The organism is Halegenticoccus tardaugens, from assembly GCF_004116405.1.
In the GTDB taxonomy this organism is placed as follows: domain Archaea; phylum Halobacteriota; class Halobacteria; order Halobacteriales; family Haloferacaceae; genus Halegenticoccus; species Halegenticoccus tardaugens.
In genome coordinates, this window is sequence record NZ_SDIC01000012.1 from 78691 (window position 1) to 104495 (window position 25805).

27 protein-coding genes are annotated in these 25805 nt (G+C 69.4%); 18 read left to right on the forward strand and 9 right to left on the reverse strand.

All coding sequences use genetic code 11. The features are described 5' to 3' along the window. Positions 1 to 18 precede the first annotated feature (18 nt). Positions 19 to 402, reverse strand: a complete 384-nt coding sequence (locus C3L37_RS23575; RefSeq protein WP_129117067.1) for a DUF7528 family protein — start codon at positions 400 to 402, stop codon at positions 19 to 21. A 355-nt stretch (positions 403 to 757) separates the two neighbouring features. Here C3L37_RS23575 and C3L37_RS23580 point away from each other — a divergent pair, with 355 nt between their 5' ends. The 4 genes from C3L37_RS23580 to C3L37_RS23590 all read left to right on the forward strand — a co-directional run bounded on the left by C3L37_RS23580 (position 758) and on the right by C3L37_RS23590 (position 4782). Next, positions 758 to 1678 carry a hypothetical protein gene (locus tag C3L37_RS23580; protein ID WP_129116987.1) on the forward strand — a complete coding sequence of 307 codons (921 nt, stop codon included), beginning with the start codon at positions 758 to 760 and terminating at the stop codon, positions 1676 to 1678. Between the two features lies 1 nt (position 1679). Then, positions 1680 to 2894 carry a GMC family oxidoreductase N-terminal domain-containing protein gene (locus C3L37_RS23585; RefSeq protein ID WP_228546449.1) on the forward strand — a complete coding sequence of 405 codons (1215 nt, stop codon included), beginning with the start codon at positions 1680 to 1682 and terminating at the stop codon, positions 2892 to 2894. A gap of 78 nt (positions 2895 to 2972) precedes the next feature. Then, positions 2973 to 3410, forward strand: a complete 438-nt coding sequence (locus C3L37_RS25230; RefSeq protein WP_228546450.1) for a GMC oxidoreductase — start codon at positions 2973 to 2975, stop codon at positions 3408 to 3410. A gap of 7 nt (positions 3411 to 3417) precedes the next feature. Then, positions 3418 to 4782 carry a tetratricopeptide repeat protein gene (locus C3L37_RS23590; RefSeq protein WP_129116988.1) on the forward strand — a complete coding sequence of 455 codons (1365 nt, stop codon included), beginning with the start codon at positions 3418 to 3420 and terminating at the stop codon, positions 4780 to 4782. A 34-nt stretch (positions 4783 to 4816) separates the two neighbouring features. On the opposite strand, the gene C3L37_RS23595 is transcribed toward C3L37_RS23590, so the two are convergent. Further along, on the reverse strand, positions 4817 to 5470 hold the full coding sequence (locus C3L37_RS23595; RefSeq protein WP_129116989.1) for a helix-turn-helix domain-containing protein: 654 nt from the start codon (positions 5468 to 5470) through the stop codon (positions 4817 to 4819). Between the two features lie 261 nt (positions 5471 to 5731). Here C3L37_RS23595 and C3L37_RS23600 point away from each other — a divergent pair, with 261 nt between their 5' ends. From C3L37_RS23600 to C3L37_RS23615, 4 genes are read left to right on the forward strand one after another with little or no spacing between them, the layout of a single operon-like run. Continuing rightward, positions 5732 to 5917, forward strand: coding sequence for a DUF7525 family protein (locus C3L37_RS23600; protein ID WP_129116990.1), 186 nt, complete (start codon positions 5732 to 5734; stop codon positions 5915 to 5917). A 42-nt stretch (positions 5918 to 5959) separates the two neighbouring features. Then, positions 5960 to 6184: a DUF7123 family protein gene (locus tag C3L37_RS23605; protein ID WP_129116991.1), complete on the forward strand. Its 225-nt coding sequence runs from the start codon at positions 5960 to 5962 to the stop codon at positions 6182 to 6184. A 39-nt stretch (positions 6185 to 6223) separates the two neighbouring features. After that, positions 6224 to 6658, forward strand: a complete 435-nt coding sequence (locus C3L37_RS23610; RefSeq protein ID WP_129116992.1) for a CoxG family protein — start codon at positions 6224 to 6226, stop codon at positions 6656 to 6658. After that, positions 6655 to 7464: a nitrilase-related carbon-nitrogen hydrolase gene (locus C3L37_RS23615; protein WP_129116993.1), complete on the forward strand. Its 810-nt coding sequence runs from the start codon at positions 6655 to 6657 to the stop codon at positions 7462 to 7464. The genes C3L37_RS23610 and C3L37_RS23615 overlap by 4 nt, the downstream gene beginning before the upstream one ends. Before the next feature lie 330 nt (positions 7465 to 7794). On the opposite strand, the gene gfo6 is transcribed toward C3L37_RS23615, so the two are convergent. Both gfo6 and C3L37_RS23625 read right to left on the reverse strand, forming a co-directional pair. Then, positions 7795 to 8859 carry a D-xylose 1-dehydrogenase Gfo6 gene (gene gfo6 / locus C3L37_RS23620; protein WP_129116994.1) on the reverse strand — a complete coding sequence of 355 codons (1065 nt, stop codon included), beginning with the start codon at positions 8857 to 8859 and terminating at the stop codon, positions 7795 to 7797. An 88-nt stretch (positions 8860 to 8947) separates the two neighbouring features. Further along, positions 8948 to 10477, reverse strand: a complete 1530-nt coding sequence (locus tag C3L37_RS23625; RefSeq protein WP_129116995.1) for an aldehyde dehydrogenase family protein — start codon at positions 10475 to 10477, stop codon at positions 8948 to 8950. A gap of 132 nt (positions 10478 to 10609) precedes the next feature. On the opposite strand from C3L37_RS23625, the gene C3L37_RS23630 reads away from it, so the two are divergent. After that, positions 10610 to 11962: a hypothetical protein gene (locus C3L37_RS23630; RefSeq protein ID WP_129116996.1), complete on the forward strand. Its 1353-nt coding sequence runs from the start codon at positions 10610 to 10612 to the stop codon at positions 11960 to 11962. Positions 11963 to 12004: 42 nt separating this feature from the next. Next, complete coding sequence (locus C3L37_RS23635) at positions 12005 to 12655, forward strand: DUF4112 domain-containing protein (RefSeq protein ID WP_228546451.1); 651 nt, start codon at positions 12005 to 12007, stop codon at positions 12653 to 12655. A gap of 3 nt (positions 12656 to 12658) precedes the next feature. On the opposite strand, the gene C3L37_RS23640 is transcribed toward C3L37_RS23635, so the two are convergent. Continuing rightward, positions 12659 to 13456: an RIO1 family regulatory kinase/ATPase domain-containing protein gene (locus C3L37_RS23640; protein WP_129116998.1), complete on the reverse strand. Its 798-nt coding sequence runs from the start codon at positions 13454 to 13456 to the stop codon at positions 12659 to 12661. A 244-nt stretch (positions 13457 to 13700) separates the two neighbouring features. Here C3L37_RS23640 and C3L37_RS23645 point away from each other — a divergent pair, with 244 nt between their 5' ends. After that, positions 13701 to 13994 carry a HalOD1 output domain-containing protein gene (locus C3L37_RS23645; RefSeq protein ID WP_129116999.1) on the forward strand — a complete coding sequence of 98 codons (294 nt, stop codon included), beginning with the start codon at positions 13701 to 13703 and terminating at the stop codon, positions 13992 to 13994. 75 nt (positions 13995 to 14069) lie between these two features. Then, positions 14070 to 15212 (forward strand): acyl-CoA dehydrogenase family protein, encoded by a 1143-nt coding sequence (locus C3L37_RS23650; RefSeq protein ID WP_129117000.1) that lies wholly within the window; start codon positions 14070 to 14072, stop codon positions 15210 to 15212. A gap of 323 nt (positions 15213 to 15535) precedes the next feature. On the opposite strand, the gene C3L37_RS23655 is transcribed toward C3L37_RS23650, so the two are convergent. Together C3L37_RS23655 and C3L37_RS23660 are read right to left on the reverse strand one after the other, a co-directional pair. Then, on the reverse strand, positions 15536 to 16063 hold the full coding sequence (locus tag C3L37_RS23655; protein WP_129117001.1) for a GNAT family N-acetyltransferase: 528 nt from the start codon (positions 16061 to 16063) through the stop codon (positions 15536 to 15538). 72 nt (positions 16064 to 16135) lie between these two features. Then, a complete protein-coding gene (locus C3L37_RS23660; RefSeq protein ID WP_228546455.1) occupies positions 16136 to 16657 on the reverse strand; it encodes a methyltransferase domain-containing protein in 522 nt (173 codons plus the stop codon). 268 nt (positions 16658 to 16925) lie between these two features. Between C3L37_RS23660 and C3L37_RS23665 the strand changes: the two genes are divergently transcribed. The 5 genes from C3L37_RS23665 to fer all read left to right on the forward strand — a co-directional run bounded on the left by C3L37_RS23665 (position 16926) and on the right by fer (position 21618). Then, entirely contained in the window at positions 16926 to 17711 is a 786-nt protein-coding gene (locus tag C3L37_RS23665; RefSeq protein ID WP_129117002.1) for a sugar phosphate isomerase/epimerase family protein, read from the forward strand. Between the two features lie 31 nt (positions 17712 to 17742). Continuing rightward, positions 17743 to 18726 carry a carbohydrate kinase family protein gene (locus C3L37_RS23670; RefSeq protein WP_129117003.1) on the forward strand — a complete coding sequence of 328 codons (984 nt, stop codon included), beginning with the start codon at positions 17743 to 17745 and terminating at the stop codon, positions 18724 to 18726. Positions 18727 to 18846: 120 nt separating this feature from the next. Continuing rightward, a complete protein-coding gene (locus tag C3L37_RS23675; RefSeq protein WP_129117004.1) occupies positions 18847 to 20367 on the forward strand; it encodes a uracil-xanthine permease family protein in 1521 nt (506 codons plus the stop codon). 69 nt (positions 20368 to 20436) lie between these two features. Continuing rightward, positions 20437 to 20928: a metal-dependent hydrolase gene (locus C3L37_RS23680; protein ID WP_129117005.1), complete on the forward strand. Its 492-nt coding sequence runs from the start codon at positions 20437 to 20439 to the stop codon at positions 20926 to 20928. A 45-nt stretch (positions 20929 to 20973) separates the two neighbouring features. Next, positions 20974 to 21618 (forward strand): ferredoxin Fer, encoded by a 645-nt coding sequence (fer, locus tag C3L37_RS23685; protein ID WP_129117006.1) that lies wholly within the window; start codon positions 20974 to 20976, stop codon positions 21616 to 21618. A 28-nt stretch (positions 21619 to 21646) separates the two neighbouring features. Here fer and C3L37_RS23690 read toward each other — a convergent pair whose 3' ends face one another. Beyond that, positions 21647 to 22648 carry an arsenic resistance protein gene (locus C3L37_RS23690; RefSeq protein ID WP_129117007.1) on the reverse strand — a complete coding sequence of 334 codons (1002 nt, stop codon included), beginning with the start codon at positions 22646 to 22648 and terminating at the stop codon, positions 21647 to 21649. Between the two features lie 114 nt (positions 22649 to 22762). Between C3L37_RS23690 and C3L37_RS23695 the strand changes: the two genes are divergently transcribed. Further along, complete coding sequence (locus C3L37_RS23695; protein WP_129117008.1) at positions 22763 to 23347, forward strand: peroxidase-related enzyme; 585 nt, start codon at positions 22763 to 22765, stop codon at positions 23345 to 23347. Positions 23348 to 23376: 29 nt separating this feature from the next. Here the strand turns inward: C3L37_RS23695 and C3L37_RS23700 are convergent, their stop codons facing one another. After that, entirely contained in the window at positions 23377 to 25698 is a 2322-nt protein-coding gene (locus tag C3L37_RS23700; protein WP_394345827.1) for a heavy metal translocating P-type ATPase, read from the reverse strand. Between the last annotated feature and the right edge of the window lie 107 nt (positions 25699 to 25805).

Genomic DNA, 25805 nt, shown 5'->3' on the forward strand with positions numbered 1-25805 from the left:
CACGGTCGTCCCCGCCGCTCAGTCGGCGACCGCCTCCACCTCCGCCTCCAAACCCGCCGTCGGGGTCTTCTTCCTGCCCGTCAGGGGATTCCGGCTCGATATCTCGCAGTCGAACGCCGGGTGCTCGCCGAAGTGGCGGATCAACATGTGCCGGCGCGACCCGGTGATGCCGGTGCGGCCGACGTCCTCCGCGGTGAACTCCTCGGGCAGCCGGTCGAACAACCGCCGCAGCGCGTCGAAGCCCGCGAACACCTTGGCGTTGCCCGTCGACTCGGCGCCGCGACGGGAGACGACGTAGCTGCCGTCGTCGCGGTGCTCGCCGGCCGTCCGGAAGAACTCGCGCTTTTCCGTCAGGGCCGCGCCGATCGCGTCCTGCAGGTCGGCGGCGTCGGCCCTCGACAGTTCGCACGTCCGCCCGTTCAGTCGGACCAGAATGGTTTCGCCGTCCGCCGTGGCCGAAACGGGGGTTCCATCACGCTGGGAGAACTCGATCAGGAGACTGGGTACTCCGTTGCATACGTTCTCCTTACGGCCCGTCCCGAACAAAACTCTATCGGCGCGCGCAGGATTCGCCCGAGTCCTGCGGGCCGGTCGCGCCGGCGACGGGCGATCCCTCCGATCCGGTGACTGTCGGAGCGGACGATCGACCGGTTCGTTCGCGCGTTCGAGAGCCTAAATTCCGAACACATTCTTAATTAGCCGAATCTATTCGGGGCAATCAATAACAATTTCGTGAGGTGATATCACGTCGCACGATATGACCCACCCAGATCCAGAGCGGATCGGCGTCTCCCGACGCTCGGTGTTGCACGGACTCGTCGGTATCGGCGGCGCGGGCGCGATACCCGCGGCCGCGGTCGCCGAGGCTGGCGCGTCGACCGACCCGCACACGGCGGACACGTACCGATCGATCGCCGACGCGATCGTCCCCTCGACGCCGGCGCTCGCGGACGAACTCGGTGACGAGCACGAGGCGGGCGCGCTGGACGTCGACCTCGAAGACTACCTCGTCTGGTCGTTCAACAACTTCCACGAGATCCGAACGGGCCTCGCGGACGACGTGCTCGACACGGTGGTTCGCGCCGCGGACCTCGACGTCGACCTCGGGGTCGTCGTGCGCTTCGAGGTGCGCTCGTCGCTCCTGTCGAGCGACTACGCGCTCACGGTCGAAACCGACGAGGGGACGTTCGAACGGTCGTCTCCGAACTACCCCTACGCCGAGGCGATCGGGATCGCACTCGACGTCGTGGCCGCGGAGTTCGTCGCGCGCGGAAAGAACCGAGAGGCGCCGCGCGCGGTCGGGGAGTTTCCGGCCGGGGGGATCTTCGCGAGGCTCGCCCCGCGCGATCGACTCCGGACGATCGAGTCGATCATCGACGGCGGGATCGTCGACGATCTCGACGACGTACTCGACGACGTGCTCCCCCACGTCGGAATCCTCAAATTCGTCGCCTTCGGGCTCAACGCGTTCGTCCACTTCGGCTACTACAGCGAGTGGTCGGGCTACGGCGGGACGAAGACCGACCCGCCGAACGAGCGCGAGCTCGTCGAGGACGTACAGAGCCACGCCCAGACCGGATACCCCGGCCCGTCGCCGGGCTACGCGGCGCTCCGCGATTTCCCGGGCGACGGCGTGTTCGAACTGAACGAGGACGGATTCACGGAGAACGACTACTGACATGGCCGAATCGAAACACGACGTCGTCGTCGTCGGCGCGGGTGGCGACGGTCCCGCGCTGGCGTGGAAGCTCGGCGAGTACGGACTCGACGTGCTGGTCCTCGAAGCGGGGCCGTGGCACGGCAACGAAAAGTGGGAGAGGCCGCACGAGGAGCCGGGCGCGACGGCGAGCTCCGACCCCGACGACCTGAACGGCTCGCTGATGGACGAACAGCTCAACCGCCGCGAGCAGGAGACGAACGACCCCGTGGCGGGGAAACTCCGCGTCGGGCCGGCGGACCGCGACCGCGCGCCGTGGTTCCGAAACCAGCCCCAGAACATGTTCATCTGGCAGGTCGCCGCCGTCGGCGGGACCACGATCCACTACTTCGGGAACCACCCGCGCTCGTACCCGCTCGCGCTCGACGAACAGGGTCACTGGCCGATCGACTACGCCGACCTCGTTCCGTACTACCAGCTGATCGAGGAGGAAGCGCCCGTCCTGCCCGCGCCGACGACCGACAAGGAGGCGCTCTTCTACCACGGCGCGGAGGAGGCCGGCTACGGGCTGCTGGATCAGAAGAACGTCACCGACGAGGGGTACAGACCGCAGCCGAACGCGATCGCCCACCCGGACGAGAAGCTGCGCGTCGAGAACAACTACGAGGGCGACTTCACCTACCCCGACGTCGAGGGGTCGACGCTCTCGGGCTACCACTTCCAGGGCGGTTCGCTGCCGCTCGAAGCGCCCGTCAGGGAGAAGGCGCGCAAGTCCAGCAACGTCAGCTGGGTTCCGCGCGCGCTCGACACGGGCAACGTGACCATCCGGCCGAACACCTACGTCACGAACGTCGAGACGGAGGGGATCCTCGGGACGCCGACCGCCACCGGCGTCGAGTACCGCGACACCTGGACCGGCGAGACGGGCACGATCGACGCCGAGGTCGTGGTCGCGGCCGGCGGCTGCATCGAGACGCCGCGGCTCTGGCTCAACTCCGACCTCCCCGAAAACGAGTGGGTCGGGAAGGGGCTCACCACGCACTGGTTCGACTGGGTCGTCGGCGTGTTCGACGAGGACGCCATTCGGGACGCCGTCGGCACCGACACCGTCCCCCCCTACGTCGGGCAAAACTCCGCCGCGCGGTTCGACAAGCCGGGCGTCGGCGGCCTCGAGAGCATCGGCATGAGCCCGGCGCTGTCGTCGTTCGCGCACTACGCGTTCAGTCAGGCGGGGTAAAACTTCGACACGGTCGTCGACGACGACGCGCCGTGGGACAGCCGCGGCCGGCTCAACGACACCGAACTGAAACGGAAGATGTCGGACTACGAACGGACGATCGGGGTGTTGGTGCTCACCGACGACCTGCCGCGGAAGGAAAACGGCGTCGAACTCGACCCGGTGTTCGAGGACGAACACGGACCGGTGCCGCTCGTCCAGTGGGAGCCGCACCCCGACGACGACGAGAAGCGGGACGAGATGGCGGAGGTCGCGGCCGACATCCTGCGAAGCGCCGGGGCGCACCACGTCCACCGGTCGGACTGGCCGCCGCTTCTCCTCCACATGCAGAGTTCCATGCGCATGGGGGAGGTCGTCGACGAGAACTGCGAGGCGTACGACGTCGATCGGCTCTTCGTCGGCGACCACAGCGCCATGGCGAACGGCGGCGGCGGGCCGAACCCCACGCACACCGGGCAGGCGCTCGCGTTACGGACGGCCGACAGGATCAAAGAGCTGTACTTCGACGACCGGTGACCGGGGTATGACGCCACCGCAAACCGACGGCGCGCCGGACCGCGTCGCCGCCCTGCTCGCCCGCGGCCGCGCTCGCCTGGCCGCCGGGCGCGTCGAACGGGCGACCGAGGACTTCGACCGGGCCGTCGAACTCGACCCGGGCCGCGCCGACGCGCACGTCGATCGCGGGAACGCCCTCGCGGAGCGCGGCGAGTACGGCGGAGCCGTCGAGTCGTACGACCGGGCGATCGAACTCGACCCGGACCACGCGCGTGCGTACCACAACCGCGCGAGCGCGTCCGTCGCGCTCGGCGACGCGCGGCGGGTGATGGCGGACTACGACCGGGCCGTCGAACTCGACCCGGGGGACGCGTCGTCGCACTACAAGCGCGGCACCGCGCTCGCGCTCGCCGGCGACCACGAGGCGGCGATCGAGGCGTTCGACCGGGCGATCGACCGCGAGCCGGGCCACTCGCAGGCGCACAACGCCCGCGGGATCTCCCGGAGCGAGGTGAGCGGTCCCGAGGACGCGCTGGCCGACTACGCGCGGGCGATCGAGGCCGACGGGGCGAACGCGGACGCCCGCTACAACCGAGCGATCGCCCGCGCCCGACTCGGCGACGTCGCGGGATCGAACGCCGATCTCGACCGGGCGATCGAACTCGACCCCTCGTACGCCGACGCGTACCTCGAACGGGGGAACGCCTACGCCGAGCAGGGGAGCCACCGGCGCGCGATCGAGGACTTCGACCGAGCGATCGAGCTCGATCCGGACGATCCCCGACCCCGCTTCAACCGCGGCAACGCCCGAGCCGAACTGGGCGAAACGGATGCGGCGGTCGAGTCGTACCGACGCGCGATCGACGGGGCGACGCGCCTTCCGGACGACGGCCGTCGGGTGTACGAGGCCCTCGCCGCGATCCTCCTCGATCGGGGAGAGACGGATCGCTACGAAACCGCTCGCCTTCGGTACGCCCTGCTCTCCGTCCACGAGCGCGACGTGTGGGCCGGCGCGTCGGCCGCCGCGCGGCTCCTCGACGTCGTCGCCGACGGATCGATCGCCCGGCGGCGGGCGGCCGCCGTCGCGCTCGCCGGCGCGTGGCTCGGCGAACGCACCGGCGGGTACGCCCCCCGCGAGGTCGCCGCGAGGGAAGAGGCGGCGCGGCGGGTCCTCGTCGCCGACGCCGACTCCGGCCGCCTGTCGGACGAGACCCGACTCCTGCTCGACCTTCACTCGGACGAGGCGGTTCCGTCGGACGAACGCGACGGGATCGTGGCGCGCGCGAAGGCGCTCGACGTCGGGGCGGCGGTCGAACGCGGCGACGACGCGGCGCTGTACCTGCGGGCCGTCGGCGTGCTCCTCGAACACGCACGCGCCTACGAGACGGGGTGAGGGGGCGCGGGATCCCGCTCCGCGGCGGGGTCGATCACCGACGAAGCTGCGAGAGGACGCGCGACTCGGCCTTTCGGAGGTGTTCGTTGACGGTGCTGGGGGCGCAGCCCAGCCGGCGCGCGATCTCCTCGTGGGTCGTGCGCCGGGGAACCGCGTAGTACCCCATCTCGACGGCGGTTTCGACCACTTCGAGCTGGCGGGTCGTCAGCCGGGAGCGGATGTGCAGGTCGTCTGGGACGTATCGGCCCACCCCCTCCACGGAGATGCTGACCGAGTCGGGCATCTCGGCGACCGCGCGCCGGAGCATCTCGTGCGAGCCGATGAGCGTCGTCCGCAACCCGTCGCGCTCCGTGAAGGCGATCGGCGTGTCGACCATGAGCGCGTACCGCTGAAAGAGCATCATGAGGGATCCAGCAGGCTCCCCCGGACGCAGGTGCACGTACAGGTGAAACGCGTCGTTCTCCTCGTAGAGGAGGTCGCTGCTGACGAGCTCCTCGTGCGCGTCGAGCGCGTCGGCGATCGCGCGGTACCGGCCGCGGATCCGATAGACCATCACCCCGGTCCCGTCGTTGAACGCGTTGACGTGCAAGAGCGCCTCGCGTTCGACGTCCGACCGCGAGGCGAGCATTCTGTCGACCGGGTGGACGCCGCCGGCGTCGGGCAGCAGCGTGACGGTGAAGTACTTCATGCGACGCTCTCCCGCCGCGGAGCGGGCCGGCTTTCGGCCGCGGCGTCGCGTCGTCTCGATCGGACGGCCGGTCGGAGGTCGATCCGTTGGTGCATTGATCTGTTCGTCGGTACCCACCGAATGAGACCCGTCCGAAGTAAAGGCGCACCCTAACCGAAAAGGACGTCCGGTATCGATCCGCGGCCGGTCCGCCGCCGGCGCGGACCGATCGCCCCCGAAGGCGGTCGAATAAACTAAGTGCGCTCCGTCGAAGTGGCCACCATGACGACGCAGGCGACCCGGACGGACATGGGTATCGGATTTGCAGTGCTCTTCTCGCTGCTCGCGGTCGGCGGCGCGCTGGTGATGCTCGCGGCGGGCGATCAGCTCACGACGGCGTGGGGCTTCGCCGCCGCGATGATCGCGGCGGCCGTCGCGGTCGTCGGAACGCAGGCGTACTGGGACTGACGAGAAACGGTTAATATCGACAGTCGCTTACCCACGTCTCGGATGACGGAATTCACCGAGGAGGACCAGAGGATTATCGCCCACCTCCGGGAGAGCGTCTCCCGCGGCGAGCGGTATTTCCGGGCCAAAAACATCGCCGACGCCATCGGTCTGTCGGCGAAGCAGGTCGGGGCCCGTCTCCCACGGCTCGCCGAGAAGACCGACGAGGTCGAGATCGAAAAGTGGGGCCGCGCGCGTTCGACCACGTGGCGGGTCACGCTCGGCTGACACCCGCTGTTTTTTACCGTCGCCTGCCAACTGAGACCCATGACAGTCCGTGTGCAGCGGACCTTCGAGTTCGACGCCGACCCCGAGCGAGTCTGGGCGTTCATCTCCGACCCCGAGAAACGCGCCCGCGCGATCAGCGTCGTCGAGGAGTACGAAACCGATCCGACCGACGACAGAAAGGCGACGTGGCACATCGGCCTCCCGATCCCGCTCGTCAGTTCGACGGTGGCGGTGGACACGGAGGACGTCACCCGCGACCCGCCGAGATACGTGCGGTTCGTCGGCCGATCGCGCGCGCTCCGCGTGACCGGCGAGCACACCGTCGAACCGACCGACGGCGGGTGCCGCCTCGACAACGTGTTCGTCGTCGACGGTCGCCTCCCCGGCGTCGAACGGTTCTTCAAGCGCAACCTCGACCGAGAGCTGGACAACCTCGAAGCCGCGCTTCGAGAGGAACTGGAGCTGCCGGCATGAAGCTCGCGCTCGCGCAGATCGGCCAGACCGCCGGCAACGTAGACGACAACCTCGAACGCGCCGAGGCGACCGTCGCCGAGGCCGCCGCCGCCGGCGCGGACCTCGTGGCGCTCCCGGAGCTTTTCACCGTGGGCTACTTCGCCTTCGAGTCGTACGCCCGCGAGGCGGAGGGACTCGACGGCCCGACGTTCCGCCGGCTGGGCGACCTCGCGGCGGAGCACGGCGTCGGCCTCCTCGCCGGCAGTCACGTCGAGGACCTCGAAGAGAGCGCCGCGGCGGGCCACGAGACGCCGGAGGCCGAGGGGCTCGCGAACACGGCAGTGTTCTTCGATCGCGACGGCGAACGGCGGGCGGTGTACCGAAAGCACCACCTCTTCGGCTATGAGTCCGCCGAGATGCGCCTGCTCACGCCGGGCGAGCGCATCGAAACCGTCGACTTCGACGGATTCACCGTCGGGATGACGACGTGCTACGACCTCCGGTTTCCCGAACTGTACCGCGACTTCGCGGAGCGGGGCGCGACGCTCGTCCTCGTCCCGAGCGCGTGGCCCTACCCCCGCGTCGAACACTGGGTGACGCTCCCGCGGGCGCGGGCGATCGAGAACCTCCTGTACGTCGCGGCGGTCAACGGCGCGGCGACGTTCGAGGACGCGACGCTGCTCGGTCGGTCGACGGTGTACGACCCGTGGGGGGTCCCCCTCGCGAGCACCGGCGACGAGCCCGCAATCGTGACCGCCGACGTCGATCCCGAGCGGGTCGAACGGGTGCGCGAGGACTTCCCGGCGTGGGGCGACCGCCGGCGGTGACGAGCGCGTCGGTCACGGCGACCGGAGAATCCGCTGTCGGAGGGTTTATTCCTGAAGACGACGAAGACCCGACGCCGGACGCTCGACGCTTTTCTCGTCGACGCCGGCAAACGCGACAGACCGCAGTGTCGGGGTTCACTGCGCCGCCGAACGGTCGCCGATCCGCGACGGACGGGAACGGTGGTCGCGCCCCTGAGCCCGGCAGGGGCACTCACCTTCCGCTCCACTCGCCCCCACCTTTCGCCTCGGTTCGCATCCTCTCCGTTCAGTTTCCGCGAGTCGCCCATCCGATCGGAGAGCGACGCGCCTCGAACCGCGGAGGGGGGCGGATCACAACTCGACGCGTTCGCCGCGTTCGGCGGCCTCGTACACCGCCGCCATCGTCCGCATGTCGTTCAATCCGTCCTGCCCGTCGGGGCCGGGCGACTCGCCGGCGAGGAGACAGCGCGCGAAGTAGTCGAACTCCTCTCGAATCTCGTCGGTCAGGGGGCCGTCGAACGAGATCCGCGCGCCCTCCAGTTCGGCCCGCACCCGGCGCGGACGGGCGTAGTCGAACGCCCGTTCGATCTCGATTCGACCCTCGGTGCCCAGTATCGAGAGGCGGCTGTCCCGGAAGCCGGAGAAGTTCGCGGTGAACGCCCCCGTCACGCCGTCGGGGAACTCGACACCGAAGGCGACGTGCTCGTCGACGTCCGCGAACGGTCCGTCGCCGCTCGTCGTCCCCGTCACCGCCTCGGGATCGGCGTCGAGGAGGAACCGCGCGGCGTTCAGCGGGTAGACGCCGACGTCCATCAGCGCGCCGCCGCCGGAGAGGTCCGGATCGAGCCGCCACTGGTCGGGGCCGCGTCGATCGCTTATCACCTCGATCGTGAAGTCGCCGTGGACCTGGATCGGTTCGCCGACGCCGCCCCCCCGGACGAACTCGCGGACGCGGCGGACGACGGGGTCGAACCGAGTCCGGTAGGCGACCATGAGCGGCGCGCCGGCGTCCTCGCAGGCGTAGACGAGGCGCTCCGCGCGCTCGACCGTGGCCTCCAGCGGTTTCTCGCAGAGGACCGCCTTCCCCCGCGCCGCCGCGGCCTCGACGTGCGGCAGGTGCAGCGCGTTCGGCGTGACGACGTAGGCCGCGTCGTAGGCGTCGGCGGCGACGCCGTCTCCGTACTCGTCGTAGGTGATCGCGCGCTCGACGCCCGCCTCGTCGGCGACCCGCCTCGCCTTCTCGGCCGAGCCGCTGACGAGAACGGTCGCCTCGCAGTAGTCCGACTCGGCGATCGCGGGCAGGGCGGCCGTCCGCGCGAAGTGGCCGACGCCGACGATCGCGACGCGGACGGTTCCGTCGACGCCGTCGTCCCAGTCGCGGCGCGTGAGATCGTCTCGGAGCTGTTGGAGCCGCATGACTACCGGTCGTGCGCCCAACGAAAAGAGTGTGCGGGCGGTCGACCGCGTTCCGCCCCGGCGCGGACGGCCGCCCTTCCCGCGCTCACTACTCGCGCGTCTTGATGTCCGCGGAGAGCCCCTGCGCCATCTGGATCTCGTAGCTGTTGTTGAGCGTCCACGCCGTCCGCTCGGTGACGGCTTCGATCACCTCGCGCGCCGACGGGTAGCCGTTGCCCGACTTCTTCACGCCGCCGAACGGCAACTGCACCTCCGCGCCGATGCACGGGAGGTTCCCGTAGGCGAGCCCGACCTCGGCGTGGTCGCGGTAGTAGTTGATCTCGCGGTAGTCCTCCGAGATGATCGCGCCCGCGAGGCCGTAGTCGGTGTCGTTCTGGATCTCGACAGCCTCCTCGACGTCGCCGGAGTACGGAAGGAGCGCGACGTGGGGGCCGAACACCTCCTCGTGGGTGCAGCGGAGGTCCTCGTAGGGGTCCGCCTCGTAGACGAACGGCCCGACCCAGTGGCCCTCCTCGTGTCCCGCCGGGATCTCGTCGTCGGCCAGCTCGGTGCGGTCGACGAGGACGTTCACGCCCTCTTTCTTCGCCAGCTCGTTGTACTTCGACACCTTCTCCTCGTGGCCGGCCTCGATGAGCGGCCCCATGAACGTCTCCTCGTCGAGCGGATCGCCGACCGAGACGTTCTCCGCGACCTCGACGAACCGTTCTTTGAACTCGTCGTACACGTCCTCGTGGACGACGAGGCGCTCGCTGGAGACGCAGCGCTGGCCGGTGGTCTTAAACGACGACATGACGGCCGAGTGGACCGCCGTGTCGAGGTCGGCGTTCGCGGTGATGACGATGTTGTTCTTGCCGCCCATCTCGCAGGCTGCGAGCTTGCCGGGCTGTTGGGCCACCTTCTGGGCGACCTCGTGGCCGACCTCGGCGGAGCCGGTGAAGAGGACGGTTGCGGCGCGGTCGTCGTCGACGATGGCCGCCCCCGCGTCGCCGAAGCCCTGCACCATGTTGAACACGCCGTCGGGGATCCCGGCGTCCTCGAACATCTCGGCGATGATCTGCCCGCACCACGGCGTCTGTTCCGCCGGCTTCCAGACGACCGTGTTGCCCTCGACGAGCGCGACGGCCATGTGCCAGAAGGGGATGGCGACGGGGAAGTTCCACGGCGTGATGCAGCCGACGACGCCGCGCGGCTTCCGGCGCATGTAGGCGTCCTTGCTCGGGATCTCGCTGGGAACGACGTCCCCCTTCGGGTGGCGGGCGTCGCCGGCGGCCCACTCGACCATGTGGTACGCCTCGATCACGTCGGCCTTCCCCTCGCTTATCTCCTTACCGCACTCCTTGGTGACGACCTCGCCGAGTTCGTCCGTCCGCTCGCGCAGCTCGTGGTAGATCTCCCAGAGGTACTCCGCGCGGTCGATGTAGGACAGTCCGCGCCACTCGGCGAACGCCTCGTCCGCGGCCGCGAAGGCGGCGTCGACGTCCGCCTCCGTCCCGCGCTGGAAGGTTCCGAGCGCCTCGCCCGTCGCCGGATTCTCGCTCTCGAACGTCTCGTCGCCCTCGCCGGCGGTCCACTCGCCGCCGATGTAGTGTCGGTACACGTCGCCTGTCTGTTGACTCATGGGGTAAAATTTGCGCGAGCGGGAATAAAAAGGCATCCGGTCGGCGGGCGAAACGGTCGCGTCGGCGTCGGCGGACCCGGCTCCGATCGGCGAAAAGTCTGATTACCGCGAGGGACGAACCGCCGCCGACCGATGGCACCATCCCCGACCGCGCGACTCCGCGACTTCTGCGAGTTCTACCGGGCCTACGCCAGGACGGGCGCTCACGCCGCGACGACTGCGGCGCTGACCGGCCTCGGCCTGCTCACGTTCGTCCACCGCGGGTTCGCCGCGGCGGCCGTCGCCGCCTACGTCCTCCCCCTTCTGTACCTCTACGCGAGCGCGGACGGCGACGACGGGGGGGATCGACTCGGCGAGGAGCAGAAGTCGGAACCCGGGATTGGATCGAAGTCGGGACCGGAATCGAAGCCGGGGTCGGAATCGAAGCCGGAGGCGGGATCGAAGCCGGGACCGGAATCGGACCCCAAACGGCGGACGGAACCGGAGTCGGAGCCGACGGCCGAACCCCGGTGGGTCGCGGCGGACGCGCCGACCGACGCCGACCTGTTCGACGTCGCCGTCGCGGGCGGCCGCGCGGTCGCGGTCGGAGAAGGCGGCGTCGCGCTGGTCCGCGACGACGACGGCTGGCGGTCGGTGTTCGAACGGGGTCCGAGGGCGGCGTCGAACTCGCTTCGGGGCGTCGACGCGATCGGCGGCGGTGACGCGACTGACGGAGGTGACGCGGCCGACGGGGACGGCGGGGCCGTCTGGGTCGCCGGCGACGGCGGCGTCGTCGCGCGCTACGACGTCGAGACGGGCCGGCACGCAGACTACTCGGCCCCGAACGGGAACACGAGCACGTGGGAAGGGATCGCCGTCGCCCGCTCGGCGGGTGGGGGGACCGCGGAGACGACGAGCGAGGAGGCCGCGGGATCGGCTGACGGCGAGATCGCGGGATCGGCGGGCGAGGAGGTCGTCTACTTGATAAACGGCTCCGGGGCGGTGCTCCGCGGCGCGTACCGGGACGGCGAGGTGCGCTGGGGAGCGGCGACGAAACCGGGCGGCGGGTCGAGCCTCTCCGGCGTCGCGTTCGTCGACGAGTCGCTCGGATTCCTCTGCGACACGAACGCGGCGGTGTACGAGACCACGGACGGCGGGGAACGCTACGGGGCGATTGGCGTCGACGACGCGGGCGGGACGTTCGTCGACGTCGCGGCGGTCGGCCCGGACGCGGTCGAGGTCGCGGTCGACGACGGAACCGTCGTCCGGTACGACGGCTCGGTCTGGACGAGAACGCACGCCAGCGACGGCGGGTTGCGGGGGATCGACCGACGCGGCCGGGACGGATTCGTCTGCGGCGACGGGGGAACGATCTGCGCGCGCCGGCGGGGCGGCTGGGAGGCGCAGTCGACGCCGGTGACCGTCCCGCTCGACGCCGTCTGCGTCGGCGACGACGCGCCGTCCGTCGCGGTCGGCGCGGGCGGGGCCGTCGTCGAGCTCCGGTGACCGGCCGTCAGGCACATGAACGAGCGGGGCGGACGGCGAGGCGTGACCGAAGAGATACCCGAAGGGCTTCCGGAGGCGGTGGACGAGGCGGCGCTCCGTCGCGCGCGGGCGGTCGCGACGCTGCTCGACGAGTCGGTGGAGATCCCAGGCACGAACTACAAGGTCGGGCTCGACCCCATCCTGAGCGTGCTCCCCGTCTCGGGCGACCTCGTCGGCGGCGCGCTGTCGATGTACATCGTCGCCGAGGCGGCGAGGCTCGGCGTTCCGTACACGACGATCGTCCGGATGCTGGCGACGGTCGGCGTGGACGTCGTGATCGGCTCCGTCCCCGTCGTCGGAACGGCGTTCGACGCCGTCTGGAAGGCGAACAAGTGGAACGTCGAGCTGCTCGAACGGCACCTCGAGGAAGCCCGCGAGCGCGCGGAGCGCGAGGGCCGAACGATCGAGGTGGCGGAGATCGACGAGCTCGAATCGGAGGTGGAAGGGATCGAGGACGCCGTCGAGGACGAAGGGGTCGACGAGACCGAGCAAGCGGAGCGGCTCGAAGAGGTAGAGGCCGCGGAGGGGATGGAGGAGACGGAGACGAGGGAGGACCTGTCCGAGTCGGGCGATTCGGAGGCGACCGACGATTCGGAGATGCCCGGCGATTCGGATGCGGCCGACTCGGACGACGACGCGTCCGACTCGACGTAGGGTTTACGACGCGCGCTTTTCGATCTCGCCTTTGAGCGCCGCCGCGTCGAAGTCGTGATCCGGGCGGATGTTGACGAAGTCGAGAAATTCGAGCGCTGCGAGCAGGTCGTCGACGGAGTACGCGGAAAGCGCGGCGTCGACCGTCTCCGTCGGTCCGGTGAGCGGTTCGAGCGCGGCGAGCGCGCACGCGAGGTCGTACGAACGGGCGTCGTCGCGGCCGTCCTCGCGGACGCTCGTCGCGTCGATGAAGTAGATCTCGTCGTCGAGGATGAGGACGTTCTCGGCGCGCAGGTCGCCGTGCGCGAGGCCGTTGTCGTGAAGCTGTCGCAGTCCCGCGAACAGTTCCGGCGCGAGGTTCGCCTCCTCCGCCGCGGTCAGCTCGTCGAGCGACCGGAACGCCGGGAGGTACTCCAGGACGAGGACGCCCAGTCCATCGATTTCGAGCGCTTCGACCGGTTTCGGAGCGTTGACGCCGATCTCGCGCATCCGGCGAGTCGCCTCCAGCTCGTGCTCGGCCATCTGCACCGGCGTCCCGAAGTGCCCGAAGAACCCTTCCCTCCCGCTGGAGAACGCCCCCAGATTCCGCCCCGTGGTGAAGAGCGCGTGTACGAGGGAGTTCTGTCGCGTGATGACCTTCACGAACCACTCGTCGTCGACGACCATCGGCGTCGAGAGCCAGTTGTCGGCGTCGAGGAACTCGACGCGGACTTTATCGCGGCCGTACCGCTCGGCGAGTTCGCGGACGACCGCTTCCAGGCGGGGCCATTCGACGTGGCCGCGGACCAGGCGGCGCAACTCCATGGAGAACCGTACGTCGGGGGCGGGCATAACTATCCGGGCTCCGACGAGACACCGTCCCGCGATCCGGACAGCTCTCGGAAATGCATACTGTTCTAAAACGTCATTTACCGTGTCGGTCTGATCCGAGTGCAGAGATAACGCGCGTATTACGGCACGAAGCTGTATCATTTACGACCTGACGACCACGTAGTATTTATATCTTGATCGTTTACCGTAGGCTATATCGTACAGGCGGTTATTCCAAATGAATGACGAAACCAGAACCAAACGGCTTCCAGAGAACGAGGAGCTGTCGACCGCCGTCGTGAAAGCGGTCGCGGAGGCGGTCGGCGTCGATCCGCTCCACCTGGACGCGAGATTGTACGACTCGATCGATCCCGATGGGCTCGATCAGGTGTTTCGACCGCGGGGCGACGGGACGGTGCGCACCGGCGCACAACTCGAGTTCGAGGTGGCCGGCTGCGAGGTGGTCGTCCACAGCGAAGGGCGGATCGTCGTCACGCCGCCCGCTCGACGCTCGTCGCCCTCCTCCGACTGACCGAGCGACGCCGGCCGCCCCCGATCCTTCACGGTCGTTCGCTGACTTTATCACGCACCTCGCGCAAGTTTTGCCATGGACTTCGAGTTACCCGCCGAGCATCGGATGATCCGGGACACGGTTCGGGAGTTCTGCGAGGAGGAGATCGCTCCCGTCGCTCAGGAGATCGAGAACGACCACCGGTTCCCGGCGGAGATCTTCGATCAGCTCGCGGCGCTCGATATGATGGGCGTGCCGATCGCCGAGGAGTACGGCGGTCTCGGCGGCGATCAGCTCATGTACGCGCTCGTCACGGAAGAACTCGGACGCGTCTCCGGCGGCATCGGCCTCTCCTACGCGGCGCACGTCAGCCTCGGCACCAAGCCGCTCGAACTGTTCGGCACCGACGCCCAGAAGGAGCGGTGGCTCCGTCCGCTCGCGACCGGCGAGGAGATCGGCGCGTGGGCGCTGACGGAGCCAGGATCTGGGAGCGACGCGAGCGACATGGACACCGTCGCGGAGCGGGACGGCGACGAGTACGTGCTGAACGGTACGAAGCAGTTCATCACGAACGCCAGCGAGGCGGGTTCCGTCCTCGTGAAGGCAGTGACGGACCCCGAGGCCGGCTACGACGGCATCTCGACGTTCGTCGTCGACCCGCGAAACGACGACGGGTTCGAGGTGACCACGATCTGGGACAAGATGGGCCTCAACTGCTCGCCGACCTGTGAGATCGCGCTGAACGACGTTCGACTCCCCGCGGATCGGTTGCTCGGCGCGGAGGGCGAGGGCTGGACGCAGACGATGAAGACGCTCGACGGCGGCCGCATCTCGATCGCCGCCCTCTCGACCGGTCTCGCGCAGGGCGCCTACGAGGCGGCGTCGTCGTACGCGAGAGAGCGCGAGCAGTTCGGCCGGCCCATCTCGAAGTTCGACGCGATCCGCGACAAGCTGGTCGACATGTACCGAAAGACGGAGCGCGCGCGCCTTCTCACGCACAAGGCCGCGGTTCGGTACGACGGCGGCGAGAGCGTCACGAAGGAGTCGGCGCTGGCGAAGCTCGACGCCAGCGAGGCGGCCAGAAAGGTCGCCGAGGATTCGGTGCAGGTGCTCGGCGGATACGGCTACACGGAAGACTTCGCTCCGCAACGCTTCTACCGCGACGCGAAGCTGATGGAGATCGGCGAGGGAACGAGCGAGATCCAGCACCTGGTGATCGGCCGGGAACTCGGCCTGTGATTCCTGGCGGACACGAAAAGGGCGAGCGAGAACTTTCGAGCGGGACGAGCGAGATCCAGCACCGGCGCAAAAGATGGGTTCGAGGGCGTGATTGCTGTGGTTGACAGTGGGTTCGGCGGCCGTTCTCGCGCCGTTCGTCCGCGGGAGTCGCCCCGTGACCCCCGGAGAGTCGTACAGGATCTCCCCGGAAAAACGGCGCAGATCGTTCGGAACGGTGCGCGCCGTTTCGCGTGCGAAACGGTCCGAACGGTGCCCCGCGTAACCGTTCACGATCGTTCGCGGTAGCCGCCGTTCCGGTGCGACGCACTTTCGGGGAGCCGCGCTCACCCGTCGAACTCGTCCGCGAGCAAACCGTACCGAACCACGTCGCGGTACTCGCCGCCGACGAACGCCTCCTCGCGGTGGACGCCTTCCGCTGCGAACCCGATCTTTTCGAGCACGCGACGGGAGCCGACGTTGTGGTCGTACGCCTCGGCGACGACCTTGTGGAGTCGGCGCTCCTCGAAGGCGTAGCGCGAGAGGGTCTCGACCGCGTCGGTGCAGTAGCCGTTGCCCCACGCCTCGGGGACGAGCATGTAGCCCAGTTCGCCGACGCCCCACGTCTCGTTCAGGTCGAGGTCGATGGTGCCGACCGGATCGCCGTCCACGGCGACGAGGAGGCGAACGCTCCCGTCGTCCTCGCCGAGCGACTCGATCCACGCTTCCTCCTGCGGGCCGTTCTTCGGCGTCGCCGATCCGATGGTGGCCCACACATCCGGATCGTTGATCAGGCGCTGGAGGAAGGCGACGTCCTCGCGTTCGATCGTCCGCAGTTCGACCCGCTCGCCGCGGAGGAAGGCTGGTCCGGGCATGTCACTGCGACGTGATGGCTCTCGGTCGACATCAACGCTTCCGTGCCGTGCGAATCGGTGGCAACGTCCGGATCACGGCCGCTCGAAGACGTACTCCTCCGCGGCGTGGCGGTGCGGTTCGCCCCCGGACTCGTCGTCGAAGACGAACTTCCGCGAGTACAGCGCGTTCCAGTCGGCGTAGTACCCGCGGAGTTCGCCCGGTTCGTAGAAGTGCTCGTTCTCGCCCCAGTCGGGCGCGGGCGGAACCTCCGGGTGATCGACGAACGCGAATAGTGCGTGGACGCCGCCGGGGGCGGTCTGCGCCCGGAGGTGCTCGAACCGCTCCTCGCGGTTCGCCGGTTCGAGGTACTGGATCGTGCCGATGGAGTAGACGAGGTCGACCCGTTCGTCCAGTTCGAACGCGTTGACGTCGGCCCGCTCGGTCCGGATGTCGACGCCCCGCTCGCGGGCGAGTCGATCCGCCTTCTCCAACCCGTTGGGTGCGACGTCGACCGCCAGCACGTCGAGACCGCGCTCCGCGAAGAACACCGCGTCGCGGCCCTCGCCCGCGCCGACGTCGACCGCGACCGCGGCGTCCTCGGAGGCGAACTCCAGGGCTCGTTTCGCGAGTTCGTTCGGCTCAGTCCCTCAGTAGTACTCGTCGCGGGCGTACAGCCGCTGAAGCTCGTCGTATTTCATCGCACGGTGAACATGTGCGACGAACAATAGTACTTTCTCCGCGCCGTTCGCGGTTCTAGGTATCCGTCGGGATCGCCCGAGGCTTCGGTGGGTGCGACTGACGCCGCGTCGGGTTGCGAGGGCGACGCGGCGACGGTCGAAAACGCGCCCGCGGAGTTAAGCCGCCCCCGCACCGAGCACCGTCATGGACGCGCGGATCGGCTTCGTCACGCAGCTGGGGATGGATCGAATCGAGACGGCCGCGTTCGCGGCCGATCGCGGGTTCGACTTCGTCGAGCTGATGATGGACGGCGCGGGCGAGCGGCGGCGGCTCGCGGCCGACGGCGACGCGTTCGCCGACGCGCTCGCGGAGCGCGACCTCGACCTGCTCGTCCACCTCCCGTTCGGGGGGATCGACCTCGGATCGCCGTTCGAGCACGTCCGCGAGGGATCGATCGGGGAGATCGAAGCCGCCGTCGAGACCGCGGCGGCGCTCGGCGCCGAGAAGGCCGTGTTGCACCCCGACACGAACGCGTGGTCGCCGGCGTGGGACGACGACGACCTGCGCGCGAACGCCGTCGACTCGGTCCGCCGGATCGACGCGCACGCCGGAGCGCGAGACGTCGAGATCTGCGCGGAGAACCTGCCCCGCAGCCTGTTTCGCACCCACGACGTCGGGGCGCTCCTCGACGGGACGGACGCCTCGCTGACGCTCGACACGGGCCACGCCCGGATGGACGGTCGCGATTCGGCCGGCATCGCCGCGTTCGCCGAGGAGCACGCCGACCGCATCAGCCACGTCCACCTCAACGACACCCGCGGTCCGCAGGACGAGCACCTCCCGTTCGGGGCGGGCGACGTGGACTTCGAGCGCATCTTCGCCGCCCTGCCGGACGACTGGAGCGGGACGCTCTCGCTCGAAGTGTTCACGTTCGCGTACGACTACGTCGGCGCGAGCAAGGAGCGCCTCGACGCCCTGCTCGAAGGGTAACGCTTTTTCGTCGGCGAGGAGGTCCCTGCGTATGGCACGCATCCTCGTCGCCGGCGAGACGATCGTCGACTTCCTGCCGGACTCGACCGGGTCGCTCTCCGCGGTCGAGTCGTTCGCCCGGAGACCCGGCGGCGCGCCCGCCAACGTCGCCGTCGGCCTCGCCCGCCTCGACGCGGATCTCGAATTTTGGACCCGGATCGGCGGCGACCCGTTCGGGGACTTCCTCGCGGGGGCCCTCTCCGAGCGCGGCGTGTCGACCGCCTACGTCGAGCGCGACTCGGACGCGAAGACGACGCTCGCGTTCGTCAGCCTCGGCGAGGACGCCGACCGCGAGTTCTGCTTCTACCGCGACCGCGCCGCGGAGACCCGGATGGAACCGGGGACGATCCCGGACGACGACCTCGCCGCGTTCGACTGGGTCCACTTCGACGTGCTCTCGCTCGACGCCGAACCGTCCCGGAGCGCCGCGCTCGACCTCGCAAAGCGCGCCCGCGAGGCCGGCGCGACGGTGTCGTTCGACCCCAACGCCCGCCCCGAGCGGTGGCGCGAGTTTTCCTACGCCGAGTCGGCGCGCGAGGGATTCGCGCTCGCCGACGTGGTGAAGGCGACGCCCGAGGACCTGCGCGAGGCCGGCTTCGACGGCGACGCGCCCAAACTCGCGCGGGCCGTCTGCGAACGCGGTCCGCACACCGCGCTCGTCACGCTCGGCGGCGAGGGGTCCTACGCCTACGCGACGGCCGACGCGCCGTGGGCGACGGAAACGACGGAGGCGACGCACGGCGGCTACGACGTCGACTCCGTCGACACGACCGGCGCGGGCGACGCCTTCACCGCCGGCGTCGTCGCCGGCCTCGCCGGGGGCGAGACGCTGGCCGACGCGCTCGCGTTCGGCAACGCCGTCGCCGCGCTCACGACCACCGCGGCGGGGGCGATGACGGCGCTGCCGACCCGCGAGGAGGTCGCGGACTTCGTCGAATCCGCCGATCTCGACGAGGATGTCGGGTCGAGGGAGTGACCCACGCGGTCGGCCGCGTCGCCGCTCACCCGGCCGCCTCTCGATCGTTTGACACCGTCGGCGGAGAACGGAGCAGTTTATACCGCGCGTCGAACACCATCGGGCAATGCGGGGGCAGCCATGAGCGACAGGGGGAGATCGGATTTCGTGGAGTTCGGCATCGAGGACAGACCGCCGCTGGGCACGTCGCTGTTGCTCGGCGTCCAGCACTACCTGACGATGGTCGGGGCGAACATCGCCGTCCCGTTGATCCTCGCCGGCGCGCTCGGGATGCCCGAGTCGGTGATCCCGCGGTTCGTCGGGACGTTCTTCGTCGTCTCCGGGATCGCGACGCTCGCGCAGACGACGTTCGGCAACCGCTACCCGATCGTGCAGGGCGCGCCGTTTTCGATGCTCGCGCCGGCGCTCGCCGTCGTCGGCGTCGTGCAGGCGAGCGATCCGGCCGGTCCGGCGTGGGAGGCCGCGCTGCTCCAGCTACAGGGCGCGATCATCGTCGCCGCGCTCGCGGAGATCGCGATCGGCTACCTCGGCCTGCTCGGGCGCGTCCGGCGCTTCATCTCGCCGGTCGTCATCGCCCCGACGATCGCCCTCATCGGCCTGTCGCTCTTTAACGTCCCGCAGGTGACGGCCGCGACGAACAACTGGTGGCTGCTCGGGCTGACCGTCCTCCTCATCCTGCTCTTCTCGCAGTACCTCGACACGACCCACGAGGCGTTCAAGCTCTTCCCGGTGCTCCTCGGCGTCGTCGCCGCGTACGCCGTCGCCGCCGGCCTGTCGGTCGCGGGCGTCTACGGACCCGACACGCCGGGCTACGTCGATCTGCTCTCGATCGCCGACGCGCCCGCGGTCGTCGCCATCTACCCGTTCCAGTGGGGGACGCCCGGCTTCGAACTCTCGTTCGTCATCGGGATGCTGGCCGGCGTCGCCGCCTCCATGGTCGAGAGCTTCGGCGACTACCACGCCGTCGCGCGGCTCTCGGGGCTGGGCGCGCCGAGCGAAAAGCGAATCAACCACGGCATCGGCATGGAGGGGATCATGAACGTCTTCGCCGGCGTCATGGGCACCGGCGGGTCGACCTCCTACTCCGAGAACATCGGCGCGATCGGCCTCACCGGCGTCGCCTCGCGGTACGTCGTCCAGATCGGCGCGGTCGTGATGCTCGTCGTCGGCTTCGTCGGCTACTTCGGGCAGCTCGTGGCGACGATCCCCGACCCGATCGTCGGCGGGCTGTTCGTCGCCATGTTCGGCCAGATCGTCGCCGTCGGCCTCGCGCAGCTTCGGTACGTCGACCTTGACTCCTCGCGCAACGTCTTCGTCATCGGTTTCGCGATGTTCGCGGGGCTCGCGATCCCGGCGTACATGGGCGAGGTCGGCAGCGCCGAGGCGTTCCGCGAGGGGATGGCGACCGTCGCGGTGGTCGGTCCCGTCCTCGGGACGCAGCTCGTCTCGGACGTCGTCTACGTCATCGGCAGCACCGGCATGGCCGTCGGCGGCCTGAGCGCGTTCGTCCTCGACAACACCATCCGGGGGACGCGCGAGGAGCGCGGGCTCGACGAGTGGGAGGCGGCCGCCGAGACGGACGAGGAGTTCGACTCCGCCTACGACCGGTTCGTCGGCGGGACGGAGACGAAGGCGGACTGACCCCCCGTCGGGCGGGGTCGGCCGAATCGAATCCGCCAGCTTTTGTCGCTCGTCCGCGAAACGACCGGCATGTACCAGTTGGGCCACTACGGCGTCTCCCTTCTCGTCTACGCGCCCGTGGGCTACCTGTTCGTGACGCGCGGCGAAATCGCGCTCGCGTTCGTGACCGGCGCGGTGATGCTGGGGCTGGCGATGCTCCCGGACTGCGACCACCGGCTTCCCTTCTGCGACCACCGCGGTCCGACGCACTCGCTCCTCTTCGCCGGGTTCGTCGGCGCGACCTTCGCCGCCGCGGGGCACGTCCTCGCGCCGTCGCTCCCGTTCGACCCGGGGGTCGACCCGATCGCCTTCGGCTTCTTCCTCGGGAGCGTGACGGTGCTTTCGCACCTCCTCGCGGACACGCTCACGCCGATGGGCGTGAACTACCTCTGGCCCGTCTCGCGGAAGCGGTACACGATCTCGCTGACGCCGGCGAAGAGCCCCGTCGCGAACTACCTGCTCTTCGCGCTGGGCGTGTTCGTCGCCTCGGCGTCGATGGCGCTCGCCCTCGGCATCGTTTAGCCGCCGACGAAGGGGATTTATGTTCCCGCTTTCCTATCGTCTCGTGTGGATTCCCCGTTCGACATTCTCGGGATCGACGAGGACGCGGTCGACGAGGAGGTCGATCAGGCGTACAGACGGCGGGTGAAGGAGGCCCATCCGGACCACGGCGGATCGTTGCAGGAGTTTCAGTTGGTTCGGGCGGCGTACGACGAGATTCGCAACGGATACCGGCCCGAGGGGCGCGACGTCGGACCGGAAAGCGTCGAGAACCCCGACGACGAGGTGGTCTCTCGGGTCGAGTACCTCAACTACGAAGTGCTCGACGACCACGGGTGGGATCTCGACGACGAGAACCTCTTCGAGAAGGCCTCGGCCGCGGGGCTCGATCCTGCCGACAGGGGCCGAATGTCGGTTCAACCCCACGAATCGCTGTTGGAGGCCGCGGAGAACCGCGGGTTCGCGTGGCCGTACGCCTGCCGCGGCGGCGCGTGCGCCAACTGCGCGATCGCGGTCGTGGACGGCGGGCTGGACATGCCCGGCGACCACATCCTCCCGTCGGACATGACCGACCGCGGGATCCAGCTTTCCTGCGTCAGCACCCCGACCACGGAGGAGATGAAGATCGTCTACAACGTCAAGCACCTGCCGCACCTCGACGAACTCCGGCTGCCGGCCGATCGATTCGAGCGGGCGTATCCGACCGATTGACCGAAAACCGCCTCGCCGACGAGGGGATTCAGTCGTCCCGCGCGAGAGCCGGAATCGAGAGGGGTCTCGGCGGATCCGACAGGAGCCACGCCGGCACCGCCCGCGTGAGGACGACCATCCCCGCCAGTTCGACGATCGTCTGCGTTACGACGACGGCCGGCGCGAGTTCGTACCCCGCCGGCAACGCGAGCGCGAGCGGCAGGACGACGAGCGAGTTTCGGGTGGTAGCAGTGAACACGAGCGCACGGCCCTCGCCGACGTCCATTCGTAACCGACCGGCGGCCAGTCGCCCGAGCAGCGGCATCACGGCGAGGAACGCGACGTACGTCGGGACGACTGCCACGATCGTCTCGATGGAATCCTGCACTCTGGGAAGCTGCGAAGTGATAACGACGAGGAGCGTCGCGGCCATCGTCGGCACGGGAAGCCACCCCACGGTCCCCCGCCAGCGCGCGCCCGTCGCGGATCGCTCGGCCCAGATTTCGGTGAGCCATGCGAGCGAGAGCGGCAGCGCGATGAGCAGGAAAAACGCCTCGACGAACGGACCCGCCTCGATCGACGCCGCGACGTTCGGCCCTACGAACAGCCAGAGATACGCCGGAAGCAAGAGCAACTGGCCGAGCATGAGTACCGGCGTCGCCGCGGTGACCCGCTCCGCGTCGCCGTCCGCGAGGTCGGTGAAGGCGATGACGTAGTCGATACACGGGGTCAGAAGAACCATGAGCGCGCCGACGAGGACGGCGGGTTCTCCGGAGAGCGGCCGCGTAAGACACCAGACGACGATCGGGACGACGAGGAAGTTCATCCCGAGCGCTGCGGCTACGAACCGTCCGCCGGCGAACGCGCGACGGAGCCGGACGAACGGAATTTCGAGAAACGTCGCGTACAGCATGACGGCCAACACCGGGGTGATGAGCGGTTCGAAGAGCGACGCGGAGCCGGGACTGCCGGTTCCGATGCCGATCGCGAGCAGGATCGCGGCCGCGTAGACGCCGATCTGATATCGTCCGAGCCAGCCCTTCGAGAGCATTCGTCGGTCGGTTCGAACCGCCGCGGTAAATCGCCGTTGCTCCGAGCGAACCTACGCCCGTTCGACGACCCGCCCGCGGCTACGCTTATGTCGCTTCTCGCGCTACTTCGTCGCATGACCGAACCGGTGCTCGACGACGACGCGATGCGACGGTTTCCCGTCCCCGACTACGACGACCTCCCCGACGACCTGCGCGAGCGGATCGACGAGGAGACGGAGCGCGCCGGGTTCACGCCGAACGTCTTCTCGGCGTTCGCCTACAAGCCCTCGCACTTCCGCGCCTTCTTCGGCTACCACGACGCGCTCGTCGAGGACTCGGCGCTGGACCGCGAGGAGATCGAGATGATCGTCGTCGCCGTCTCGGGCGTGAACCACTGCTACTACTGCAACGTCGCCCACGGCGCGCTCTGTCGGATCTACGCGAATGACCCCACGCTCGCGGACCAGCTCGTCGCCAACTACCGGACCGCCGACGTCGACGAAACGCGCATGGCGATGCTCGACGTCGCCGTGAAGCTGACCGAACGCCCGACAGAGGTGAGCGAGGAAGACCTCGACCGGCTCCGGGAGGTCGGCTACGACGACGAGGCGATCTGGGACATCGCCGCCGTAACCGCCTTCTACAACCTCTCGAACCGGATGGCGATGTTCGCCGACGTGCGACCGAACGACGAATTTCACGCGCTGGGTCGGGAGTAGGGTTGAGCCGGGGGTAAGCCGGCGGTCGCTCAGTCCGCCGGCTTCGGCTCCACGCGCTCCGTCCGCCCGGACGCGCCGGGGAGGCTCGGAAAGCTCAAGTCCACCCGGCGGAGGAACTGCGCGTTGATCGCGACGATCACCGTGCTGAGCGACATGAGCGCCGCGCCGACGGCGGGCGACAGCAGGATTCCGATCGGGGCGAGGATCCCCGCGGCGAGCGGGATGGCGAACACGTTGTACCCCGCGGCCCAGACGAGGTTCTCCTGCATCTTCCGGTAGCTGGCGCGGCTGAGCTTCACGAGGCGGACCACGTCCAGCGGGTTGTTCTGGACGAGGACGATCTCGGCCGACTCGACCGCCACGTCGGTGCCGCTGCCGATCGCGATGCCGATGTCGGCGCGGGTGAGCGCGGGGGCGTCGTTGACGCCGTCGCCGACCATGGCCACCAGCCTCCCCCGCGACTGGAGTTCGGCGATCTTCTCGTCCTTGTCCTCGGGCAGCACCTCCGCGAAGTAGGTGTCGATGCCGAGGTCCGCGGCGACGGCGCGGGCGACGTCCGCGGAGTCGCCCGTCAGCATGGCGACCTCGATGCCGAGGTCGTGTAGCGCCGCGATCGCGCGCCTGCTCTCCTCGCGGATCACGTCCGCGAGCGCGATCGCGGCGACGGCCTCGCCGCCGCGGACGAGGTAGACGACGCTCTGGGCGTTCGAACCGGCCTCGCGCGCGAAAGCCGTGAGTTCGGGCGACGGCTCGCGTTCGAGCCGCGAGAGCAGGTTCGGCCCGCCGACGTACACCTCCTCCCCGTCGATCGTCGCCCGGACGCCCCGCCCCTTGATCGCCTCGAAGCCGCTCGACGAGGGCGGCGTGAGGTCGCGCGCGGCGGCCGCCTCGCGGATCGCCCGGGCGATCATGTGCTCGGAATCGCGCTCCGCGGCCGCCGCGAGCGCCAGCGCCTCGTTCTCGTCGATTCCGGGCGCAGTCGCGACGTCCACGACGCCCTGTTCGCCCTTCGTCAGCGTCCCCGTTTTGTCGAAGACGACGACGTCGAGGTCGCGCGCGCGCTCCATGGCGATCCGATCGCGGACGAGCATCCCGTTTCGGGCGGCGAGGGTGGTGTTGATGGCGACGACGAGCGGGACGGCGAGGCCGAGCGCGTGGGGGCAGGCGATGACGAGCACCGTGACGACCCGCTCCACCACGGTCACGTCGAACGAGACGGCCAGCGTCCACGCGACGGCGGTGACCGCGGCGGACGCGAGCGCGGCGTAGAACAGCCACCCCGCCGCGCGGTCGGCGAGCACCTGCGTTCGCGACTTGCTCGACTGCGCCTCCTCGACGAGGCGCATGATCCCCGCGAGGGCGGTGTCGTCGCCGGTCGCGGTGACGCGTACGCGGAGGCTGCCGTCCCCGTTTATCGTCCCACCGATGACCTCGTCGCCGGGCTCCTTTCCGACCGGGCGCGACTCGCCGGTGATCATCGCCTCGTTCACCTCCGAGTCGCCCTCCTCGACCACGCCGTCGGCGGGCACGCTCGCCCCGGGGCGGACGAGGACGAGGTCGCCGTCGACCAGCTCGCTCACGGGCACCTCCTCGGTGTTGCCGTCGTCCGTGAGCCGTTCGGCGGTGTCGGGCAGGAGTTTCGCCAGTTCGTCGAGCGCGCCCGACGCCCGGCGGACGCTCCGCATCTCGATCCAGTGCCCGAGGAGCATGATGTCGATGAGCGTCACCAGTTCCCAGAAGAACTCCGTCGCCCCCGGGACGACGAGGCTCGCGAGGCTGTAGGCGAACGCGACCGTGATCGCCATCGAGATGAGCGTCATCATCCCGGGCTCGCGGGCGCGAACCTCCGGCACCGCCATCTTCAGAAACGGCGCGCCCCCGTACGCGAAGACGATCACGGCGAAGAGCGGACTCACGAACGCCGCGCCCGGAATCCCCGGCGCGGAGAAGCCGAGAAGCTCCTGCAACATCTCGCTGTAGACGAGGACCGGGATCGAAAGGAGGAGCGAGACGAAAAAGCGCCGCCGGAACAGCTCCTCGTGACCGGCGTGCATGCCGCCGTGACCGGCGTGTTCTCCGCCCTCGTCCCCTGCGTGGTCCCCGCGGCCGGCGTGCGCGCCGGCGTGGCGGCCGCGATCGTCGCGCCCCCCGTGCTCTGACCCCACCCGTGAGTCGGATCCCGTCGCCTCCTCGCGGAGCATCGATTCCTCCGCGCGCCCTGGCTCGCCGGGATTTCCGGGATCGCCGTCGGTCGGGTTTCCTTCGCCTTCGTCCTCGTCCGGCGGACGTTCGGCTTCGCGTTCGGTGCGGTGATCGTGTCCGCGATCGCGTCCGTGTTCGTCTTCTGTCATGATGTCCCTCCGTGGCCGCGCGCCCCGTCGGCGCCAGGTCCTCCTTCGGCGACGCGTCGCTCTCGCGTGGCGTCGACGTACGAACTAACGGCCGGTACGGTTATGCC